The organism is Stenotrophomonas sp. 278, assembly GCF_003935715.1.
In the GTDB taxonomy this organism is placed as follows: domain Bacteria; phylum Pseudomonadota; class Gammaproteobacteria; order Xanthomonadales; family Xanthomonadaceae; genus Stenotrophomonas; species Stenotrophomonas maltophilia_AH.
Window position 1 is genome coordinate 1 of record NZ_RHPP01000059.1, and the last position, 19,151, is coordinate 19,151.

At 65.8% G+C, this 19,151-nt stretch carries 21 protein-coding genes and 1 pseudogene; 9 read left to right on the forward strand and 13 right to left on the reverse strand.

What is annotated here, in order from left to right:
• The first annotated feature begins 234 nt into the window (after positions 1-234).
• Entirely contained in the window at positions 235-1,368 is a 1,134-nt protein-coding gene (locus tag EGJ34_RS11255; RefSeq protein WP_125360568.1) for a hypothetical protein, read from the forward strand.
• Here the strand turns inward: EGJ34_RS11255 and EGJ34_RS11260 are convergent, their stop codons facing one another.
• A complete protein-coding gene (locus EGJ34_RS11260; protein ID WP_125360569.1) occupies positions 1,369-1,860 on the reverse strand; it encodes a MarR family transcriptional regulator in 492 nt (163 codons plus the stop codon).
• 129 nt (positions 1,861-1,989) lie between these two features.
• Here EGJ34_RS11260 and hppD point away from each other — a divergent pair, with 129 nt between their 5' ends.
• Positions 1,990-3,105: a 4-hydroxyphenylpyruvate dioxygenase gene (hppD, locus tag EGJ34_RS11265; protein ID WP_185750150.1), complete on the forward strand. Its 1,116-nt coding sequence runs from the start codon at positions 1,990-1,992 to the stop codon at positions 3,103-3,105.
• A gap of 76 nt (positions 3,106-3,181) precedes the next feature.
• Complete coding sequence (gene hmgA / locus EGJ34_RS11270; protein WP_125360570.1) at positions 3,182-4,480, forward strand: homogentisate 1,2-dioxygenase; 1,299 nt, start codon at positions 3,182-3,184, stop codon at positions 4,478-4,480.
• A 32-nt stretch (positions 4,481-4,512) separates the two neighbouring features.
• Here hmgA and EGJ34_RS11275 read toward each other — a convergent pair whose 3' ends face one another.
• Positions 4,513-5,019: a hypothetical protein gene (locus EGJ34_RS11275; RefSeq protein WP_125360571.1), complete on the reverse strand. Its 507-nt coding sequence runs from the start codon at positions 5,017-5,019 to the stop codon at positions 4,513-4,515.
• 136 nt (positions 5,020-5,155) lie between these two features.
• On the opposite strand from EGJ34_RS11275, the gene EGJ34_RS11280 reads away from it, so the two are divergent.
• Together EGJ34_RS11280 and EGJ34_RS11285 are read left to right on the forward strand one after the other, a co-directional pair.
• Positions 5,156-5,767 (forward strand): hypothetical protein, encoded by a 612-nt coding sequence (locus EGJ34_RS11280; protein ID WP_125360572.1) that lies wholly within the window; start codon positions 5,156-5,158, stop codon positions 5,765-5,767.
• A gap of 106 nt (positions 5,768-5,873) precedes the next feature.
• Positions 5,874-6,827: a sodium:calcium antiporter gene (locus EGJ34_RS11285; protein ID WP_125360573.1), complete on the forward strand. Its 954-nt coding sequence runs from the start codon at positions 5,874-5,876 to the stop codon at positions 6,825-6,827.
• Positions 6,828-6,921: 94 nt separating this feature from the next.
• On the opposite strand, the gene EGJ34_RS11290 is transcribed toward EGJ34_RS11285, so the two are convergent.
• The 8 genes from EGJ34_RS11290 to EGJ34_RS11325 all read right to left on the reverse strand — a co-directional run bounded on the left by EGJ34_RS11290 (position 6,922) and on the right by EGJ34_RS11325 (position 14,661).
• Positions 6,922-7,332: a Na+/H+ antiporter subunit G gene (locus EGJ34_RS11290; protein WP_125360574.1), complete on the reverse strand. Its 411-nt coding sequence runs from the start codon at positions 7,330-7,332 to the stop codon at positions 6,922-6,924.
• On the reverse strand, positions 7,329-7,613 hold the full coding sequence (locus EGJ34_RS11295; protein WP_125360575.1) for a K+/H+ antiporter subunit F: 285 nt from the start codon (positions 7,611-7,613) through the stop codon (positions 7,329-7,331). Before EGJ34_RS11295 ends, EGJ34_RS11290 begins: the two co-directional genes overlap by 4 nt.
• Positions 7,610-8,116 (reverse strand): Na+/H+ antiporter subunit E, encoded by a 507-nt coding sequence (locus EGJ34_RS11300; RefSeq protein WP_125360576.1) that lies wholly within the window; start codon positions 8,114-8,116, stop codon positions 7,610-7,612. Before EGJ34_RS11300 ends, EGJ34_RS11295 begins: the two co-directional genes overlap by 4 nt.
• Positions 8,113-9,648, reverse strand: coding sequence for a monovalent cation/H+ antiporter subunit D (locus EGJ34_RS11305; RefSeq protein WP_125360577.1), 1,536 nt, complete (start codon positions 9,646-9,648; stop codon positions 8,113-8,115). Before EGJ34_RS11305 ends, EGJ34_RS11300 begins: the two co-directional genes overlap by 4 nt.
• Entirely contained in the window at positions 9,645-10,025 is a 381-nt protein-coding gene (locus EGJ34_RS11310) for a Na+/H+ antiporter subunit C (RefSeq protein WP_125360578.1), read from the reverse strand. The genes EGJ34_RS11305 and EGJ34_RS11310 overlap by 4 nt, the downstream gene beginning before the upstream one ends.
• A complete protein-coding gene (locus EGJ34_RS11315; RefSeq protein ID WP_125360579.1) occupies positions 10,025-12,853 on the reverse strand; it encodes a monovalent cation/H+ antiporter subunit A in 2,829 nt (942 codons plus the stop codon). The genes EGJ34_RS11310 and EGJ34_RS11315 overlap by 1 nt, the downstream gene beginning before the upstream one ends.
• Before the next feature lie 384 nt (positions 12,854-13,237).
• Positions 13,238-13,723 (reverse strand): Mpo1-like protein, encoded by a 486-nt coding sequence (locus EGJ34_RS11320; protein ID WP_125360580.1) that lies wholly within the window; start codon positions 13,721-13,723, stop codon positions 13,238-13,240.
• 11 nt (positions 13,724-13,734) lie between these two features.
• Positions 13,735-14,661, reverse strand: a complete 927-nt coding sequence (locus EGJ34_RS11325) for a phosphoribosylaminoimidazolesuccinocarboxamide synthase (protein WP_185750151.1) — start codon at positions 14,659-14,661, stop codon at positions 13,735-13,737.
• Between the two features lie 144 nt (positions 14,662-14,805).
• On the opposite strand from EGJ34_RS11325, the gene EGJ34_RS11330 reads away from it, so the two are divergent.
• The 4 genes from EGJ34_RS11330 to yegS all read left to right on the forward strand — a co-directional run bounded on the left by EGJ34_RS11330 (position 14,806) and on the right by yegS (position 17,474).
• Positions 14,806-15,138 (forward strand): DnaJ domain-containing protein, encoded by a 333-nt coding sequence (locus EGJ34_RS11330; protein ID WP_125360593.1) that lies wholly within the window; start codon positions 14,806-14,808, stop codon positions 15,136-15,138.
• Positions 15,139-15,175: 37 nt separating this feature from the next.
• On the forward strand, positions 15,176-15,853 hold the full coding sequence (gene rpe / locus EGJ34_RS11335) for a ribulose-phosphate 3-epimerase (protein WP_125360582.1): 678 nt from the start codon (positions 15,176-15,178) through the stop codon (positions 15,851-15,853).
• Between the two features lie 2 nt (positions 15,854-15,855).
• Positions 15,856-16,350, forward strand: a complete 495-nt coding sequence (locus tag EGJ34_RS11340) for a GNAT family N-acetyltransferase (RefSeq protein ID WP_125360583.1) — start codon at positions 15,856-15,858, stop codon at positions 16,348-16,350.
• Between the two features lie 200 nt (positions 16,351-16,550).
• Positions 16,551-17,474, forward strand: coding sequence for a lipid kinase YegS (gene yegS, locus EGJ34_RS11345; protein ID WP_125360584.1), 924 nt, complete (start codon positions 16,551-16,553; stop codon positions 17,472-17,474).
• 10 nt (positions 17,475-17,484) lie between these two features.
• Here yegS and EGJ34_RS11350 read toward each other — a convergent pair whose 3' ends face one another.
• From EGJ34_RS11350 to EGJ34_RS22220, 3 genes and pseudogenes are all read right to left on the reverse strand, one after another.
• Complete coding sequence (locus EGJ34_RS11350; RefSeq protein WP_125360585.1) at positions 17,485-17,739, reverse strand: DUF333 domain-containing protein; 255 nt, start codon at positions 17,737-17,739, stop codon at positions 17,485-17,487.
• 115 nt (positions 17,740-17,854) lie between these two features.
• Positions 17,855-18,586: an ankyrin repeat domain-containing protein gene (locus tag EGJ34_RS11355; RefSeq protein WP_260476972.1), complete on the reverse strand. Its 732-nt coding sequence runs from the start codon at positions 18,584-18,586 to the stop codon at positions 17,855-17,857.
• A 128-nt stretch (positions 18,587-18,714) separates the two neighbouring features.
• Positions 18,715-19,151: pseudogene (locus tag EGJ34_RS22220) on the reverse strand (ankyrin repeat domain-containing protein); the annotation flags it as partial.

Genomic DNA, 19,151 nt, shown 5'->3' on the forward strand with positions numbered 1-19,151 from the left:
GGGGGGGGCGCGCAGTGGTGAAAACGCCACCGCACCGGGGCGCCCCCGACCAAATGATGGCCCACCCCGACCCGCCGGGCGCCCCGGGCGGCGCCGGCCCCCCCGCCAACAGCAGCCGGGCAAGCCCGGCTCTACGGTGATGGCAAGATCGGCGCTTCACCGGCATTACAGTTCGCGCGCGCGCTGCCGCTACCTCCAAGGACCTGACGCCACGCCTTCGAGGACCGACATCGCATGCACCCGGGCACCAGCGATACCACTAACGACACTGCCGCGAACGGCGTGGCGCTGCCCCCGGCCGACGTGCTGCTCGATGATCACTCCTCGCCGGACACGCTGGGCAGTGAAGCGGACGCACCGTCGCCTGGCTCCGCCCTGTACCGCCTTCCGCTGATTTCGGTGCCGGACAACGTGCTGCTCAAGGCGGCCGTGCAGAAGCTGGTGGAACAGAAGGCGCAGCTGGACCGGCTGGCCCGCAATCCAGCCCTGGCCGGCCTGCTGCCGAGCGAGTGGCAAGGCACCGGTAACCGTGGCGTGGACCTGCAGGCGTTCATGCTCTCTGTGCTGCCCTATCTGCACAACACCGCCACCGCCGACACCCAGCCGGCGCGATTGCCGCTCAAGCATGTGATCGGCGACAGCGGCCGCTGGGAACACGCCGATGTGGCCGAACCCAAGTCGCTGGCGTTCTTCCTGGCCAGCGATGACCGCGCCAGCGCCGGGGCCAGGGATCCGGCCGTGGCCTATCTGGTCGCCGCGCTGGGACTGGCTTGGGCGCATGAAGGCCGCACCCGCCCCGGCTTCCTGCGACAGATGGGCTACGACAGCATGGCCGCGCGCGTGCACGTGCTGCCGTACCCGGAGCCGGGTGAGTTGGCGCTGTACAGCGTGGTGGTGCATGGCACCGCACAGACCTGGTGCGTGCTCGGCCGGCGCAAGCTGCGCCCGTTGCTGGCTCCGTGGCTGAGCGTGCCGCTGCTCACGGCTTATGGCGTGTCCGCGCCGACCGCATGGCCGGCGTCCTATCCGCCGGTGGACGAAGTGGCGCAGATGCTGGCCGCCGTGCGCCAAGGGAAGGGACCGGTGGAAGTCGACCTGGTCCAGGCCGCCGCGAAGGTCGCCGACGATGCCTCCGGCGAAGCCTGGATGCCCGTCAGCCTGCTCCAGGTCGGCACCTGGGTGCCGCGCTGGCGCTACTTCATGGCCACCTTCATCGGCCTGCCGTCGGCCATCCTGGTGATCGCCGCGCTGGCATTGCCCAACGCCGTCGAAGCGGCCGCTGTGGCCGCCTCACTGGGTCTGGCCGCCGGCGCGATCGGGGCCTTGGCCGCGCCGTGGGTGCACGCGCGGAAGAAGCATTTGAGGTGATCACCCCTCATCCATCCGCTGCAGGCCGTCCCCGGCCAGCCGCAGGATCAGCTTCTCCAGCAGCTGCTCCTCCTCCTCGCTCAGTACCGACATCAGCTTGCGGGTGATCTCGATCACCAGCGGGGCGATGGTCTCGTACACCTCGAAGCCGGCGGCCGAAAGCGCCAACACCGAACGCCGACGGTCGTCACCGTGGGTTTCACGCTTGATGAAGCCCCGCTCCAGCAGTCTGGCCACGGCGCGGCTGACCGCTACCTTGTCCATCGCGGTGCGGTCGGAGACCTCGCTGGCCGACGAGCCCGGGTATAACGCCAGAATGGTGATCACGCGCCATTCCGGGATCGCCAGGCCGTAGCGGTCGCCGTACAGCTTGGCGATGTTGCCGCTGACCCGGTTGGACAGGACGCTGAGCCGATAAGGCAGGAACTGCTCAAGGTCGAGCAGGGCGTGCGAGGCGCGGATGCGCTGGCTGGCGGGATCGGGCGGATTCATGCTGCAGTGCACCTTGATGGTGGTTTCATATGAAACTATAAACCTTCATTCCGGACTCCGCATTCTCGCGGGTCTGCCTTCCGCCCGTCATCTGGTTTTTTCAGAGCGGGCCAGTTTTGGAGCCACGTCATGAGCAGCCAGCCCAGCACCGCCACTCACGCCCCCAACCCGGGCATGCAGGTGACCACCTTCGAAAACCCGATGGGAATCGACGGTTTCGAGTTCGTTGAATTCGCAGCGCCCGCAGGACGTGGTGCCGAGCTGCACGGCTATTTCCGCAGGATGGGCTTCACCGCGGTGCTGCGGCACAAGCAGCGCGCCATCACGGTGTACCGCCAGGGCGACGTGAACTTCCTGGTCAACGAAGACCCGGACTCGTTTGCCGCTGATTTCGCCGCCAAGCATGGACCGTGCGCCTGTGGTTTCGCCATCCGCTTCCAGAAGCCGGGTGAGCAGGTGTTCCAGATGGCGCTGGGCAACGGGGCCGAAGCCATCGACTTCAAGCCGGAGTCCAAGGCGGTGCCGGCACCGGTGATCAAGGGCATCGGCGACTGCATGCTCTACCTGGTGGACCGTTACGGTGCCAACGGCAGCATGTTCGACACCGACTACGCGCCCATCGAGGGCGTGGATCAGCATCCGGTCGGCTTCGGCCTGACCTTCATCGACCACCTCACCCACAACCTGTACTTCGGCAACATGCAGCAGTGGTCGGACTACTACGAGCGCCTGTTCAACTTCCGCGAGATCCGCTACTTCGACATCAAGGGCCTGAAGACCGGCCTGGTGTCCAAGGCCATGACCGCACCGGACGGCATCGTGCGGATTCCGCTGAATGAGTCGTCCGACCCGAAGAGCCAGATCAACGAATACCTGGATGCGTACAAGGGCGAAGGCATCCAGCACATCGCGTGCTTTACCGAAAACATCTACGACACTGTCGAAGCCATGCGCGCGCAGGGCGTCGAGTTCCTGGACACGCCGGATACCTACTTCGACGTGATCGACCAGCGCGTCCCCAACCACGGCGAAGACGTGGCACGTCTGGCGAAGAACAAGATCCTGATCGACGCCGATCCGGAAACCAAGCAGCGCAAGCTGCTGCAGATCTTCACCCAGAACTGCATCGGCCCGATCTTCTTCGAGATCATCCAGCGCAAGGGCAATGAAGGCTTCGGCGAAGGCAACTTCACCGCATTGTTCGAGAGCATCGAGCGCGACCAGATCAAGCGCGGCGTGCTGTAACGTCACACCTTGTGCCCGGATCCACTCCGGACCCCGTAGAGCCGGGCTCTGCCCGGCTGCTTCCTGGAAACCGACCATGCCCACCCTTGCCTCCCGCGGCTACCAGACCGGATTCGGCAACGAGTTCGCCACCGAAGCCCTGCCGGACACCCTGCCGGTCGGACGCAACTCGCCGCAGCGCGTGGCGCGTGGCCTGTATGCCGAGCAGCTGTCAGGCACCGCGTTCACCGCTCCGCGCGGCAGCAACCGGCGCAGCTGGGTTTACCGGATCCGTCCGGCCGTGACCCACGGCGAATTCGTGCCCTATGCGCAGCCGCATCTGCACAGTGACTTCGCCCACGGCGCGGTGTCGCCCAACCAGCTGCGCTGGGACCCGCTGCCGCTACCCGGCGTGCCCACCGACTTTGTCGACGGGCTGTTCACCATGGGTGGCAACGGCGCACCGGACGCGCACCATGGCGTGGGAATTCACCTGTACGCGGCCAACACCGACATGCAGGGGCGGTACTTCTACAACGCCGACGGCGAACTGCTGATCGTGCCGCAGCTGGGCCGGTTGCGACTGCTCAGCGAGTTCGGGGTGATCGAGGTCGAGCCGCAGCAGATCGCGGTGATGCCGCGTGGCGTGCGCTTCCGGGTGGAGCTGCCGGATGGAGAAGCCCGTGGCTATGTCTGCGAAAACTTCGGCGCGCTGCTGAAGCTGCCAGACCTGGGGCCGATCGGCTCCAATGGCCTGGCCAATCCGCGCGATTTCGAAACCCCGCACGCCGCGTTTGAGGACGTGGAAGGAGCGTTCGAACTGATCGCCAAGTTCCAGGGCCAGCTGTGGCGTGCGGATATCGACCACTCGCCGCTGGACGTGGTCGCGTGGCATGGCAACTACGCGCCGTACCGTTACGACCTGCGCCGCTTCAACACCATCGGCTCGATCAGCCACGACCACCCGGATCCGTCGATCTTCCTGGTGCTGCATTCGCCCAGCGATACGCCAGGAACCAGCAACATGGACTTCGCGATCTTCCCGCCGCGCTGGCTGGTGGCGCAGGACACGTTCCGTCCGCCGTGGTTCCACCGCAACATCGCCAGTGAGTTCATGGGCCTGATCCACGGAGCCTATGACGCCAAGGCCGAAGGCTTCGTCCCCGGCGGCGCGTCATTGCACAACTGCATGAGCGGGCATGGGCCGGATGCGGCCACCTTTGAAAAGGCCTCGGCAGCGGATCTGAGCAGGCCGGACGTGATCAAGGACACCATGGCCTTCATGTTTGAAACGCGCGGGGTGATTCGACCGACCGCGCAGGCCATGGATGCGGCGCACCGCCAGCGCGGCTATCAGCAGTGCTGGCAGGGGCTGAGGAAGCATTTCGGCGGGTGACGTTGAGCCAAAGCAGCCGGGCAAGCCCGGCTCTACAACGCGTCGCAGTGCTCAAGCGGCAGCGCTTCAAGCACACGTACCCGGACACGTTGGGAATAGCCCTCCGAGGTCATCCCCGGCAGCGCTTCCAACGCCGTCCGCAGGCTGGTCACCACGTCGCCCTCGGCCCGCGCCATCTGCAGATCCCGGTACAACGCCGCCGCCTGCGGATTGCGCTGCAGTTCCAGAATACCCAGCAGATAGATCCGCGCCGCCACCAGCGAGCGGCGCCGCTCCGGTGCCGGCTCTGCTGCAGCGGGGCTCGTCGTTGCCGCTGGGGCAGGCACCGCCGCAACCACCGGCTCCGGCACAGAAACCAGATACCCGGCCTGGATCAGCTGGATCACCATCGCCGGAGCTTCCGGGCCGATCAACGCGGTCAGCTGAGCAATGTCGCGCTGGCCATCACACATGATCAGCAGCCGCCGCTGACGCATGTCCAGCGGCGCGCGGTGGGCCTGGAGGGCGTCGCGGGCGAGATCGGTCTTGCGCGGTTGCATGGGGAGAGGGGTCGAGGCGGTGCACGCCGAGCCTGAACGGGGCAAGTAAAAGCGTGATGACAGTCGGACCCTTGCATGCACCCGCTGCACGCGTGAAGGACTACGCTGCCGGCACTGAACACAGGAGGGAGAGGTCATGAAACAGCTGGGAGGCGTGCTCGCCATCTCGATCATGTTGTCCCTGGCAGCGTGTGATCGCCGGCCGCCAGCGGTCGTCCCCGCCGATGAAGCGCGACCCGCCGCCGCGGGTGAACCGGCAGCGCCCGTGCCCATGCCCGCCACGGCAGGCGGAACGGATACCGCCGGCGGACCCGCACGGCTGGATGGCTACGGCGCGGCCACCCTCGGAGCGACGCTGGACGCGCTGAAGACCGCGTGGAACGAACCACTGCAGGGGGACGTGCCGGACGACTACTGCCATGCGCTGCGCCCCCAAGGGGCCCAGGCCGACGATGTGATCTTCATGGTGGAGGGGCGCAAGCTGGTGCGCTATGACGTGCGCAACGACCGCATCACCGCCCCGGGCGGCGGCAAGGTCGGCATGACCCTGGGCGAACTCCAGGCGCTGTATCCCGAACGCGCCGACCTCACCCCCCACAAGTACGAGCAGAATGGCCACAACCTGCGCGTTCGGCCGGCCAGCGAAGGTGGCGCGATCCTGAACTTCGAGATCGGGGATAGCGGCACCGTGACCGCGTGGCGGGTCGGGCAGACTCCACAGGTGGACTACGTGGAAGGCTGCAGTTGAGGTAGCGTAGGGGCGAAGAGGGTGCCCGGCCGGGCACCCGGGACCGCCGGATCCTGGTCCGGCGGTATTTCGGATGCCGGGAGACCGGCATCCAGGGGAGGCTCTGATGATTGCTGCTGCCGTCTGGTTTTTACTGGGCCTGGTGCTGTTGGCGCTGGGTGGGGATTCGATCGTCAAGGCCGCCTCCGGGCTGGCCCAGCGATTTGGCGCGTCGCCCTTCGTGGCGGGCCTGCTGCTGGTGGCGTTCGGCACCTCCCTGCCGGAACTGGTGGTCAACGTGCGTGCGTTCGCGGTGGGGGCCGAGGAACTGGCCCTCGGCAACGCGGTGGGCAGCAACATCGTCAATGTCGGCCTGACCCTGGGACTGGCCGCGCTGGCGGCACCGATGCTGGTGCGTGCGCGCCTGCTATCGCCGCTGCTGGTATTGCTGGCGGTCGCCAGCCTGGCGGTGATCGTGTTCGGGCTGGACGGAGTCATCGCGCGCTGGGAAGGCGGCGTGCTGCTGCTCGGCTTCGTCGGCGTGCTGGGCTTCCTGCTGCGTGCCGCGCGGCGGGAAGCCGAACCCGTGCGCGAGGCGATCGCCGGCTATGCGATGACCCGCACCGGACTGTTCCTCAACGGGCTGCGGGTGCTGTTCGCCGGGGTGGCGCTGTACTACGGCGCGCGCTGGATCGTCGACGCCGCGCCGGTGCTGGGGGCAGGCCTGGGCTGGTCACCGCTGCTGGTCGGCCTGCTGCCGGTGGCCATCGGCACTGCGTTGCCGGAGGTGGCCGCAGCCATTGCGGCCGCGCGGCGCGGCCAAGGCGACATGGTGCTGGGCCACGTGATCGGCTCCAGCCTGTTCAACCTGCTGGTGGTGGTAGGTGGCATGGCCGCGCTGCGCCCGATCGCGCTGCCGGAGTCGTTCGTGAAGCTGGAGCTGCCGGCGGCGATTGCCTTCGTGCTGGTGCTGTACCCGATGCTGCGCGGGGACCTGACCCTGAGCCGCCGCGAGGGCGGGATTCTGCTGCTGGCGTTCGTGGGCTGGGTGGTGCTGGAGTTGGCGTTGATCGCCGGCTGACCTCTGCACGAAAGCCCCTGCCGGATACCCGTAGAGCCACGCCCTGCGTGGCTTCGCGGTGCCTGACATGGCCGAAGCCACGCAGGGCGTGGCTCTACGACGATTGTTCCTGGGCCGGGTTGGTGTTGCGGTCGTCGGCCATGTCGCGCGGCTCCGGCGGCGGCAGCTGCTCTTCTTCCGCCTTGTCGTTGCCCGGCAGGCTCGGGCGCTTTTCCATCATCAATGACAGCGCCGCCTTGGCCATCATGTGGGCGCTGATCGGCGCGGTGATGAACAGGAAGGCGGTGATCAGCAGTTCGCGCGGTTGCGGGTCTTCGCCCAGGAAGATGTGATACGCCACCGAGCTGGCCAGTACGCAGCCAACGCCCAGCGTGCTGGCCTTGGTCGGCGCGTGCAGGCGCTTGAAGAACGTGGACAGCTTCATCAGGCCAAGCGCACCGACCAGAATGAAGAAGCAGCCGAACAGCAGCAGCAGCGACAGCAGGATCTGGATGAAGGTGATCATTCGACGATGTCCCGGCGCAGGACGAACTTGCTCAGCACCACCGTGCTGCCAAAGCCGAGCATGGCGATCACCAGCGCCGCTTCGAAATACACCGCCGAATTGAGGTACATGCCGAACAGCATGAGCTCGGCAATGGCGGTCACTGACAGGGTATCCAGCGCGAGAATCCGGTCGGGCACGGTGGGGCCGCGCAGCAGGCGCCAGGTGGCCAGCAGCATGGCCAGTCCAACCACGTGCATGCACACCACCAGCGTGGTCTGGATGAACACATATCCGGTCATGGGAAGATCTCCATCAGCGGGGCTTCGTAACGGGTTTTGATCTGTCGGATCAGTTCCTCCGGATCATCCAGGTGCAGCACGTGCACCAGCAGGTAACGACGATCGTCGGACAGCGCCGCTGACACCGTGCCCGGGGTCAGCGTGATCATGCTGGTCAGCGCGGCAATACCATGGATGTTGGCGATGTCCAGCGGCAGCCAGATGAAGCCCGGATGGATCCTGCGTTCCGGCCCGAGGACCTGGATCGCCACGCGGATGTTGGACACCAGAATGTCCCACAAGGTGACGAGGACCAGCTTTGGGATCGGCCGCAGCGAACCGATGCGGGCGAACTCGCGGTCAAGCCGGGCTGCGAACAGCGGCACCACCACGCCCAGTACCATTCCAAGCAGGATCTGGCCCAGCGTGAAGCTGTCGGACATCAGCACCCAGAACGCGAGCACGGTCACGCTGAGCATCGGCGCGGGAATCAGGCGGCGGAACAACGGGCGGCGGCGGGTCATGGGCGACGGATCTCCGGCGTGGTCGCGCGCAGTTCGCCCACGTAGTCCTGCGGCTGCAGCAACTGGGCGGCCATGGCGTCGGTGTGGCGCATCAGCGGGTTGGCGAACAGCACCATGCCGATGCCATAGACCAGCAGCAGACTGGCCGCGAACAGTTCCACGGTGCGGGTGGGGGCCTTGCGTGGGACCGGCGCGCCTTCTTCGGCGACCGGTACCCGCCAGAACAGCCGCACGCCGCCACGGGTGATGCCGACGATCACCATCAGGCTGCTGATCAGCACCGCGCTCCACACCAGCCCGGTGTACTGCGCGGGCACGCCGCCCAGCAGTGCGGCCTTGGCCAGGAAGCCGGACAGCGGCGGCAGGCCGGCGACCGACACCGCCGCAATCAGGAACAGCACGGCCGGGGTCTGCTTGCCCGGCATCGGTGCCACCACTTCCTTGCGGTCGCTGGCTCCGCCGCGACGACGGCGGATCAGGTCGGCGATCAGGAACAGCGCGGCCGCCACGAAGGTGCTGTGCGGCAGGTAGTACAAGCCGGCAGACAGTACCTGCGGAGTGCGGATGGCGAAGGCGATGAACAGTGTGGCTGCCGACACCACCACCAGATAGGAAATCAGCACGCGCAGACGTGCAGCGGCCAGCACGCCCAGACCGCCGATGACCAGCGTGGCCACACCGGCCCACAGCAGCCACTGGCCGCCATACCCGGCCATGGGGCCGGCGTTCTCGCCAAACCACAGCGAGCTCACCCGCAGCAGGGCGTACAGCCCGACCTTGGTCATGATCGCAAACAGCGCGGCCACTGCCGCGGGTGCGCGCGCATAGGCTTCCGGCAGCCACAGGTACAGCGGCATCAGCGCGGCCTTGCTGCAGAACACCAGCAGCAGCAGGCCCAGCGTGGCCTTGGTCAGGGTCAGATGGCTGGCCGGGACTTCGGCGATGCGCTGCGAAAGCTCGGCCATGTTCAGCGAGCCCAGCGTGGCATACAGCAGGCCCAGTGCGATCAGGAACAGGGTCGAGGCGGTGACGTTGAACACCACGTAATGCAGGCCGATGCGCATGCGCAGGCCCCGCCCGCCGCTGAGCAGCAACCCGTACGAGGCAATCAGCATCACCTCGAAGAAAACGAACAGATTGAAGATGTCGCCGGTGAGGAAGGCACCGTTCAAGCCGACCAGCTGGAACTGGAACAGGGCATGGAAGTGCGGCGCGCGCCGGTCCCAGCCCGAACAGGCATGCAGCAGGCAGGCAATGGCCAGCAGCAGTGTGGTCAACAGCATCCAGCTGGACAAGCGGTCGGCCACCAGCGCGATGCCCAGGCGTGACGGCCAGTCACCCAGCAGGTAGACGGCTATGCTGCCATCCGCCGTGCGTGAGAACAGCAGCGCCACCGCGGCCGCCAGCGCCGCCATCGTGGTCCAGGCAACGCTGCGCTGCACCTTGGGGCCGTAACGACGGTGCTCGACGAACAGCGACAGCGCCGCGCCGATCAGGGGAATCAGGATGGGCAGGATCACCACATGGTTCATGCGCCGCCCTCCCGGCCCGGCGCGGTGTCCGGAGCAGGCTCTTCTTCGTGCGCGTCCACATGGTCACTGTGGTTGTCGCTGCGGCTGCGCATGGCCAGCACGATGCTCACCGCGGTCATCGCAAAGGCAATGACAATGGCGGTGAGCACCAGGGCCTGCGGCAGCGGGTCGGTGTAGTTGCCCAGGTTCGAGGCCACACCTTCCTTCAGCACCGGGGCCTTGCCGCTGACCAGCCGGCCACCGGCGAAGATCAGCAGGTTGGTTGCGTAGGACAGGAAGGTCATGCCCAGAATCACGTCGAAGCTGCGCGCGCGCAGCAGCAGGTAGACGCCGATCGTGGCCAGTACGCCGATTGCGGTTGCCAGGGCCAGTTCCATCAGTGCATCTCCCCGGTCAGAGCCGAACGGCGGTTGGGATCGATCTCGCCCTTGCGGGCGTTGCGGGTGCGGTGCGGCTTGATCGTGCCCATCATTGACAGCATCAGCATCGCGCCACCGAACACCACCAGGTAGACGCCGGTATCAAAGCCGATCGCGCTGGCCAGCGGTACTGTGCCAATGAGCGGCAGCTCCAGATCGATATGGCCGCTGGTGAGGAATGGCACCCCGAACAGCATCGAGGCGCAGCCGCTGACAATCGCAATGAGCAGGCCGACGCCGATGCAGCGGATGTAGTCGAAGCCGAAGCGCGACTCCACGGATTCGGTGCCCTGGATCACGTACTGGATCAGCAATGGCACTGCCAGCACCAGGCCGGCGATGAATCCGCCGCCCGGCGCGTTGTGGCCGCGCAGGAACAGGAAGATCGAGACGGTGAGGGTGAGCGGGAACATGATCTGGGCCAGATCGGCTGGTACCGGCAGTTTGATCGGCGGACCCGGCATGATCTGTTCGGGGGCCATGCGCGAACGTCGCAGCAGGGCATGCACCACCAGTGCGGCGATGCCGAACACGGTGATCTCGCCGAAGGTATCAAAGCCGCGGAAGTCCACCAGGATCACGTTGACCACGTTCTCGCCGTAGGCCTCGGGCAGGGCGCGGGCCAGCATTTCGCCGGCCATGGTGTTGGGCGGCAGGGTCATCGCACTGTAGGCCATGGCCCCCAGGCCACCGCCGGCGACCACGGCGATGAGCGCGTCGCGGCGCTTGCGCCAGCGCGACTTTTCCGGGGGCGACTGCGCCGGCAGGTAGTTCATGCCCAGCAGCATCAACACCAGGGTGACCATTTCCACCAGCAGCTGGGTCAAGGCCAGGTCGGGCGCGGACAGGAATACGAAGGTGAGCGACACCATCAGCCCGACTCCGCCGACCACCAGCACCGCCAGCAGGCGCTGCCGGTAAACAAACAGCGCACCGAACGAGCAGACCACGATCACCGCCCAGAGCACCCAGCCGAGCAGCGGAATCGGCTGCGGCGACGGCCAGTTCGGCGACACCGGGTGGGCGACGAACGGCGCGGCAGCGACGATGATCGCCACCACCACCAGCGCCATCAGCATGCGCTGCAGGCTGCCGTTGGCCAGCGCGTGGGTCAGGCCGTGGGCAAAGCCGAACACCAGGTCCAACTGCTTGTGGAACAGATTGCGACCGATGCTGCGCGAGACCACCGCATGCAGGTTGATCAGCCGGCGCAGGCCGAAGTACAGCGCCACGCCGCCCAGCACGCCGCCGATGCTCATCAGCAGCGGCAGGTTGAAGCCGTGCCAGACCGACAGGCTGAAGGCCGGCATGGCCGGACCCAGGATCGAGTGCGCGGCGGTGTGCAGTACCGGCGAGATGGTGACCGCGGGGGCAATGCCGACGGCGAGGCAGACCACGACCAGGATTTCTACCGGCACCTTCATGAACCGCGGCGGCTCGTGCGGAACGCGGTCCAGGTCGTGCGGCCCCTTGCCGAAGAACGTGTCGTGCACGAAGCGCAGGCTGTAGGCCACGCCGAACACGCCGGCCAGCAGCGCCGCGATCGACACCGCGATGCGCATCGGCTCCGGCCCCTGCGCGGTGATCGCCTCGGCGAACAGCATCTCCTTGGACAGGAAACCGTTGAGCAGCGGAATGCCCGCCATCGCCAGCGAAGCGATGATCGCCAGCGCGCTGGTGAACGGCATCAGCCTGCGCAGGCCGCCGAGCTTGCGCATGTCACGTGTGCCGGTTTCGTGGTCGATGATGCCGGCGGCCATGAACAGCGAGGCCTTGAAGGTGGCGTGGTTGAGGATGTGGAACACGCCGGCCACCACTGCCATCGGCGTGGACAGGCCAAACAGCAGGGTGATCAGGCCCAGGTGCGAGATCGTTGAATAGGCCAGCAGACCCTTCAGGTCGTGCTGGAAGATCGCATTCCAGGCACCGATCAGCAGGGTGAGCGCGCCGATGCCGCTGACCGTGTAGAAGAACAGGTCGGTGCCGGCCAGTGCCGGGTGCAGCCGCGCCAGCAGGAATACGCCGGCTTTGACCATGGTGGCCGAATGCAGATAGGCCGACACGGGGGTCGGGGCGGCCATGGCGTGCGGCAGCCAGAAGTGGAACGGGAACTGCGCGCTCTTGGTGAAGATGCCGGCCAGCACCAGGAACAGGGCATAGGGGTAGAGCGGGCTGCTGCGGATCACATCGCCGGCCGCGAGCACCACATCCAGCTCGAAGCTGCCGACAATGCGGCCGATCAGCAGCACGCCGCCGAGCAGGGCCAGGCCGCCGCCGCCGGTGACCACCAGCGCCATGCGCGCGCCTTCACGGGCGTCCTGGCGGTGCGACCAGAAGCCGATCAGCAGGAACGAGCTGATGCTGGTCATTTCCCAGAACACCATCAGCAGCAGCAGGTTGCCCGACAGGACCATGCCCAGCATGGCCCCCATGAACAGCAGCAGGTAACAGTAGAAGCGGTGTGCGCTGTCGCGGGGACTCAGGTAGTAGTGCGCGTACATCACCACCAGCGCGCCGATCGCCAGGACCAGGCCGGCGAACATCCAGGCCAGCCCATCCAGCCGCAGCGAGAAGGCCAGTCCGATCTGCGGCAGCCAGTCGCCGAAGCTTCGCACCACCTCGCCCTGAAGCAGCACCGGGGTCAGGGTGGCCAGAACGGCCAGCCCGCCCAGAGGCGCGACGGCGGCCAACCACGCAGCGGTGGCGCGGGAGCTGGTGCGGAACGTGGCCACCACCGCTGCCATCACGAAGGGCAGGGCCAGCAGCAGGAGCAGGGCAGGATTCATGCAGGGAATGCGCGATTCACGAGCAGGTTGTTCAGTCTAACAGGCGGTCATTTGTCGCCGATATACCCGAATACGCCAGCAACTGCAGGTAACGTGCGTGGTTCATTTTTTCAGCGCTCGAAATCACCCCATTCGGCACTCGTCAAAGCCGTATGGACAATCCCGTCCGCTTTGCCGCTTTTGTCCCCCGGTTGTTCTTCATCGGTGCTTCGGCCCAGCAACGGCAGGGGCTGAGGCCACAGCCCGGCTGGCCTGGACATGAACGGCCGATGTCGAAAACGGATCACCCACGGCGATGCTGGGCGCGATGCCGTGCAGCGCCGGTGATGATCGATTTCGTTCAGGTTGGGAGATGCTGGTTGCCGGCCGGCGGCCGGCACTACCTCAATATTTCCAGCCCATCTGGCGGAACAGCTTGGCCATCACCCAGGCCGGCCCGATCAGCAGGTAGGTCAGGTCGGTGAGGAAGCTGGGCTTGCGGCCTTCGAACTTGTGCCCGATGAACTGCGCGATCCACGCGACCACGAACACGCCCAGGGCGGTCCAGCCCAGACCGGCCACGCCGATCTGCGCTTCCAGCAGACGGCAGACGCAGCCGCATACAAACAGCAGCCCCAGCATGCCGATGCCCAGCGGGCGTGACAGCCGGTTGTAGAAGCACCAGGCAGTGAACATCGCCAGTCCGGCCCAGACCCCATGCTGGAACCAGGTGATCAGCGGCGGGATGCACCACAGCAGGCCCACCACCGACCACAGGATCGCCGGCACCGCGACCACGTGGATGCGCTGGTTCAGCGCATTGCGGTGGTCGTCGGAGTAGCTGGCGAAGTAGCGGTCAATCGGCCGCACAACCTGGGTGGTGGTGGACATGGTGGTTTCCGTCAATCCACGCTGATGCCGGCCAGACGCTGCAGCGCCTCGGCGTACTTGGCGCGGGTGCGTTCGATGATGTCGGCCGGGATGTTCGGGCCCGGGGCGGTCTTGCCCCAGTCCAGCGTCTCCAGGTAATCACGGACGAACTGCTTGTCGTAGCTCGGCGGGCTGGTGCCCACCTCGTACTGATCGGCCGGCCAGTAGCGCGACGAATCCGGGGTCAGCATCTCGTCCATGATGTACAGGCGACCATCTTCATCGGTACCGAACTCGAACTTGGTGTCGGCCAGGATGATGCCGCGCTCGCGGGCGTAATCGGCGGCGAACTTGTAGATGCGCAGGGTGGCATCGCGCACGCGCTCGGCCAGGTCCACGCCCACCGCCTTGACCATTGCATCGAAGTCGATGTTCTCGTCGTGGTCGCCCACCGCCGCCTTGGTCGACGGGGTGAAGATCGGTTCCGGCAGCTGTTCGGCCTGGCGCAGACCGTCGGGCAGCTCGATGCCGCTGACCTTGCCGGTGCGCTGGTAGTCCTTCCAGCCGCTGCCGATGAGATAACCGCGGGCAATGGCCTCCACCGGTACCGGCTTCAGCTTGCGGGTGACCACCGCGCGCTTGGCGTACAGCGCCGCGTCCACGCCTTCGGGCAGGACACTGGCGACATCAATGCCGGTCAGGTGGTTGGGCATCAGGTGCGCGGTCTTGGCGAACCAGAAGTTCGAGACCTGGCAGAGCATTTCGCCCTTGCCCGGAATCGGGTCCGGCAGCACCACGTCGAAGGCCGACAGACGGTCGGTGGCGACCATCAGCAGGTAGTCCCCCGGCGGGGTGCCGGCAGGCAGCCGGTCGCGCGGAATGTCGAAAACATCACGCACCTTGCCGCGATGGCGCAAGGGCAGGCCGGGGAGATCGGATTGCAACAACGTGGTCGGCACGGGCACTCCTGAGGCTTCGTCGAGACAGCTGTCCAGGGCACCCGGTGACGGGCCCGCCAGACAGCGGGCGGCCTAGTGTAAAGCGGGTTGGGCCCGCTGTGACGTAAAATGGATCACCTTTTTCAAGCGGCCGCCCCGACGACCATGCGCTGGTACGGAAAACTGCTGGGATTCATCGCCGGGGCCCTGCTGTTCCGGCCCAACCCGCTGTTCGGCGCGGCCATCGGCCTGCTCCTCGGCCATGCCTTTGATGCCGACTGGTTCCGGCTGAACAGGGAAAACCCCTACCGCGAGCTGGGACTGACCTCCGAGGCCACCGACGCCGAGATCGACCTGGCCTACCGCCGGCTGATCTCCCAGTACCACCCCGACAAGGTGGTGGGCGCGGCCCCCGAGCTGCGCCAGCAGGCCGAGCGCAAGTCGCGCCAGCTCAACGCCGCCTACGACCGCATCAAAACCCTGCGCAAGCGCGGCTAGCGCTGCCACTCCTTCTTCCTTCCGCAAGGCCCTGGCCATGTCCAACTGCATCATCGCCCCCTCCATCCTGTCCGCCGACTTCGCCCGCCTCGGCGAGGAAGTGGACAACGTGCTTGCCGCCGGTGCCGACTGGGTGCACTTCGACGTAATGGACAATCACTACGTGCCCAACCTGACCATCGGCCCGATGGTCTGTCAGGCGCTGCGCAAGCACGGCATCACCGCGCCGATCGACGTCCATCTGATGGTTGAGCCGGTGGACCGCATCATTCCCGACTTCGCCGAAGCCGGGGCCACTTACATCAGCTTCCACCCCGAAGCCAGCCGCCACGTGCACCGCACCATCCAGCTGATCCGTTCGCTGGGCTGCAAGCCGGGCCTGGTGCTCAATCCGGGCACCCCGGTGGACGTGCTGGACTGGGTGCTGGATGACCTGGATCTGGTGCTGCTGATGTCGGTCAACCCGGGCTTCGGCGGCCAGGCCTTCATTCCCTCGGCGCTGGACAAGCTGCGCGTGGTGCGCGAGAAGATCGACGCCAGCGGTCGAGACATCCGCCTGGAGATCGACGGCGGGGTCAAGGCCGACAACATCGGCGCGATTGCCGCCGCCGGTGCCGACGCCTTCGTCGCGGGCTCTGCCATCTTCAACGCACCGATCAGCTACAAGGACGTCATCGAGCAGATGCGTCGCAACGTCGCCAAGGCGCGGGGCTGAGCATGGCCGCCGCCGCCGGCGTACTGATCCGCGATGCCGTTGCTGAGGATGCGGCGCTGATTCTGCGCTTCATCCGCGAGCTGGCGATCTACGAGAAAGCCGAATCGTCGGTGCAGACCGACGAAGCCGGCATTCGCGAAAGCCTGTTCGGTGAAGGTGCAAAGGCACGTGCGCTGATCTGCGAAGCCGAGGGTCAGCCCATCGGCTACGCGGTGTACTTCTACAACTACTCGACCTGGCTGGGCCGTAACGGCATCTACCTGGAAGACCTGTACGTCAGTCCGGCCAGCCGCGGTAGTGGGGCCGGCAAGGCACTGCTGCAGTACATCGCACGGCAGGCGGTGGCCGAGGGCTGTGGCCGGTTCGAATGGTCGGTGCTGGACTGGAACACCCCGGCCATCGACTTCTATGAAGCGATGGGTGCGCGTCCGCAGAGCGAGTGGACGGTGTACCGGCTCGAAGGCGACGCGCTGAAGGCGTTTGCCGCTCGCGCCTGAGTCATCCGGCGGCGGCATCAAAAAAAGGCCGCACGCTCTCGGATGCGACCTCGGAAACAGCGGGAGGCTGATCCTGCCTCCATCCATCATCCCTGCTATGGCCTTTCATTCTCCGGACCGACGGTGACCGTTTGATGACGTTCACCACAGCTGAAACAACGCACTGTTAGCCTGCGCGTCCCCACCGATGGAAATGCTGAATGAGCCGTGCCCGCTGGCGTCTGATCCTGAACGGCAAGTCCACAGGCAACGAGGACGTACGCGAGGCCGTGCACGTGCTGCGCGAGCGCGGCATCGCCCTGGAAGTGCGGGTCACCTGGGAAGGGGGCGACGCGGAGCGCTATGTGGCGGAAGCAATCGATAACGGGGTGGACACCATCGTTGCCGCCGGCGGTGACGGTACCCTCAGCGAGGTCGCCGAGACCCTGGCCCATCGGGACGAGCCCGCCGACGCACTGCCCTCGCTGGGCCTGCTGCCGCTGGGCACCGCCAACGACTTCGCCACCGCCGCCGGCATTCCGGACGATCCGCTGGCCGCGCTGAGCCTCGTCGAGCAACAGTCCCCGCGTCCGATTGACCTGCTGCGCATCGACGCCGACGGCAAGCGGTGGTGGTGCGCCAACGTCGCCAGCGGCGGCTTCGGTACCGAAGTGACGGTGGAAACCGATGAGGGCTTGAAGAAGGTGCTGGGCGGCCTGGCCTATCTGGTCACCGGCATCTCGCGGCTGGGCAAGATCGAGCCAATCCAGGCCCGGGTGCGGAGCCAGGACTTCCACTGGCAGGGCGGCTTCATCGCGCTTGGTATAGGCAATGGTCGTCAGGCCGGCGGAGGCCAGGTGCTGTGCCCGGAGGCGGTGATCAACGACGGCCTGCTCGACCTGACCATCATTCCCGAGCTCAGCGGCGAGGTCATGTCCACGTTTGCCGCGCTGGTGAAAGGTGGCAAGCGCGGCGCGCTGGAGCAGGTTGCCGAGCGCACCCGTGCGCAGTGGGTGGAGATCGACGCCGACCAGCCGATGACGTTGAACCTGGATGGCGAGCCGGTCAAGGCACGCCACTTCCGCATCGACTGCGTGCCCGGCCGCGTGCGCATGCACCTGCCGCACGACAGCGAGCTGGTGTAACCGATAAACGTCACTGCTGCGGATGATCCCGCCGATACAACGCCCATTCCTCGACCCTGGTTCCATCCGGCAAATGGCAGAACCCGGTCTGCGCACCCGCGCTGTCGGTCTCGATCACGCTTTTGCCACCAAGCTCGACGCAGTACACAGACGCCGGATTGGCCATGCCAACAGCGGGGTCGGCAGCGTCCGGCTTCGCCGTCGACCCGCACCCGGCGAGCATCATCCCCGCACCCACCGCCGCCGCCTTCATCACCTTGCGCATGACAGCCTCCCGTTCGCGGGCTCGCCGCCCGATCGCACAACGCCGGCATCGGCCGGGCTGCTTCCCGTAGAGCCGGGCTTGCCCGGCTGCTTCACAATAACGGAATGTCCTTCCCTCAAAGCAGCGGTATCTCTTCTTCCTTGTATGGGAATCCAAAAGCCTTGCGCTTGTCACGGATACCGTCGGGCATAGCGGGGCGCGGGATGTTGCGCGAAATCAGCCATTCTTGACACTTCTTCTGCCAGGGAAGCAGGTCAGGCGTAGTGATGCCCCAATAGATGTCTTCCGCAATGTGCATCCTGTCAGGCTTACCAATTGATGACTTCATCATCACGGTGGGGTCAGCTCCGTGCTCCAAGAGCCAGTACGCATGTTCGAATCCCCCGCGCGTGGTGTACCAGCCCAGCACAGTGTCTGCTGAGCCACGATTGGACTCGTTTACTTCCGCGCCGTTCTCTACGAGGAGCTTTACGTTCTCCCACTGATTTCCGCTGATGAATGCCTGGAAAAGGAGCGTTTCGTTATTGACGTTCCTGATATTCGGGTCGCCGCCGTGCTTGAGGAGGAGAGCGAGATAGCGGGGGTCGTCCATCATCGCCGCGAACACCATGGCGTTGTTGAAGTGGATCATTTCGCCATTCATGTGTGTCGACTCGCGCGCATTGGGATCTGCGCCAGCCTCAAGCAGCGCCTCCAGCCCTTCCAGATTGCGGGCGCGAAGCGGCCAGGCGACGACGGGAATGCCATCGCGGCTTGCAAAGGTTGTGTCGGGATTCACCCCATCTTCTTTGATGAGTCGCGTGATGGTGTCGGAGTCGCCATTTTCGGAGGCAATGGCCAGCTGCAAGGCTTTCCCCTCGAAGTAGCCATCTGCGCCGCGAGTGGACACTGGGGTGCAGGATGTGAGTGGCAGGAGTGCGAGGACGCCTGCTGCCATAAGTGCCGCTCTGGCACCCAGGCGAGTGCAGGTCGCCCTCACAGAAGGGGGATGTCCTTCTCGTCCGTTGGATACCCGAATGCAGCCCTTTTTTTCAGAATGTTTCCCGGCATCGGCGGGCGCGGGATGTTGCGCTCGATGAGCCATTGCTGACACTTCCTCTGCCAAGGCAAGAGATCGGGCGTTGTGATCTCCCAATAAATATCCTCAACCATCAATTGGCGGGCTGGTTGGCCACTTCCCGGCAGTGGAGCGAGTTCAAGTGTTGGGTCGGCACCATGCTCAAGCAACCAGTACGCGGAATCGAATCCTCCTCGTGATGTGTAGGAGCTGAGGATCGTGTCGTCAGATGCGCGGTTGGGGGCATTGATGTTTGCCCCCTTCTCAATGAGTAGCTTTACGTTCTCCCACTGATTTCCGCTGATGAATGCCTGGAAAAGGAGCGTTTCGTTATTGACGTTCCTGATATTCGGAT

What these genes read in the sequence shown, in the direction of transcription:
- EGJ34_RS11320 (WP_125360580.1), bottom strand. Translation starts at nt 13,723, where the DNA reads ATGTCCACCACCACCCAGGTTGTGCGGCCGATTGACCGCTACTTCGCC.
- EGJ34_RS11305 (WP_125360577.1), bottom strand. Translation starts at nt 9,648, where the DNA reads ATGAACCATGTGGTGATCCTGCCCATCCTGATTCCCCTGATCGGCGCG.
- EGJ34_RS11315 (WP_125360579.1), bottom strand. Translation starts at nt 12,853, where the DNA reads ATGAATCCTGCCCTGCTCCTGCTGCTGGCCCTGCCCTTCGTGATGGCA.
- hppD (WP_185750150.1), top strand. Translation starts at nt 1,990, where the DNA reads ATGAGCAGCCAGCCCAGCACCGCCACTCACGCCCCCAACCCGGGCATG.
- rpe (WP_125360582.1), top strand. Translation starts at nt 15,176, where the DNA reads ATGTCCAACTGCATCATCGCCCCCTCCATCCTGTCCGCCGACTTCGCC.
- EGJ34_RS11275 (WP_125360571.1), bottom strand. Translation starts at nt 5,019, where the DNA reads ATGCAACCGCGCAAGACCGATCTCGCCCGCGACGCCCTCCAGGCCCAC.
- hmgA (WP_125360570.1), top strand. Translation starts at nt 3,182, where the DNA reads ATGCCCACCCTTGCCTCCCGCGGCTACCAGACCGGATTCGGCAACGAG.
- yegS (WP_125360584.1), top strand. Translation starts at nt 16,551, where the DNA reads ATGAGCCGTGCCCGCTGGCGTCTGATCCTGAACGGCAAGTCCACAGGC.
- EGJ34_RS11290 (WP_125360574.1), bottom strand. Translation starts at nt 7,332, where the DNA reads ATGATCACCTTCATCCAGATCCTGCTGTCGCTGCTGCTGCTGTTCGGC.
- EGJ34_RS11255 (WP_125360568.1), top strand. Translation starts at nt 235, where the DNA reads ATGCACCCGGGCACCAGCGATACCACTAACGACACTGCCGCGAACGGC.
- EGJ34_RS11295 (WP_125360575.1), bottom strand. Translation starts at nt 7,613, where the DNA reads ATGACCGGATATGTGTTCATCCAGACCACGCTGGTGGTGTGCATGCAC.
- EGJ34_RS11285 (WP_125360573.1), top strand. Translation starts at nt 5,874, where the DNA reads ATGATTGCTGCTGCCGTCTGGTTTTTACTGGGCCTGGTGCTGTTGGCG.
- EGJ34_RS11330 (WP_125360593.1), top strand. Translation starts at nt 14,806, where the DNA reads ATGCGCTGGTACGGAAAACTGCTGGGATTCATCGCCGGGGCCCTGCTG.
- EGJ34_RS11280 (WP_125360572.1), top strand. Translation starts at nt 5,156, where the DNA reads ATGAAACAGCTGGGAGGCGTGCTCGCCATCTCGATCATGTTGTCCCTG.
- EGJ34_RS11260 (WP_125360569.1), bottom strand. Translation starts at nt 1,860, where the DNA reads ATGAATCCGCCCGATCCCGCCAGCCAGCGCATCCGCGCCTCGCACGCC.
- EGJ34_RS11350 (WP_125360585.1), bottom strand. Translation starts at nt 17,739, where the DNA reads ATGCGCAAGGTGATGAAGGCGGCGGCGGTGGGTGCGGGGATGATGCTC.
- EGJ34_RS11300 (WP_125360576.1), bottom strand. Translation starts at nt 8,116, where the DNA reads ATGACCCGCCGCCGCCCGTTGTTCCGCCGCCTGATTCCCGCGCCGATG.
- EGJ34_RS11340 (WP_125360583.1), top strand. Translation starts at nt 15,856, where the DNA reads ATGGCCGCCGCCGCCGGCGTACTGATCCGCGATGCCGTTGCTGAGGAT.
- EGJ34_RS11310 (WP_125360578.1), bottom strand. Translation starts at nt 10,025, where the DNA reads ATGGAACTGGCCCTGGCAACCGCAATCGGCGTACTGGCCACGATCGGC.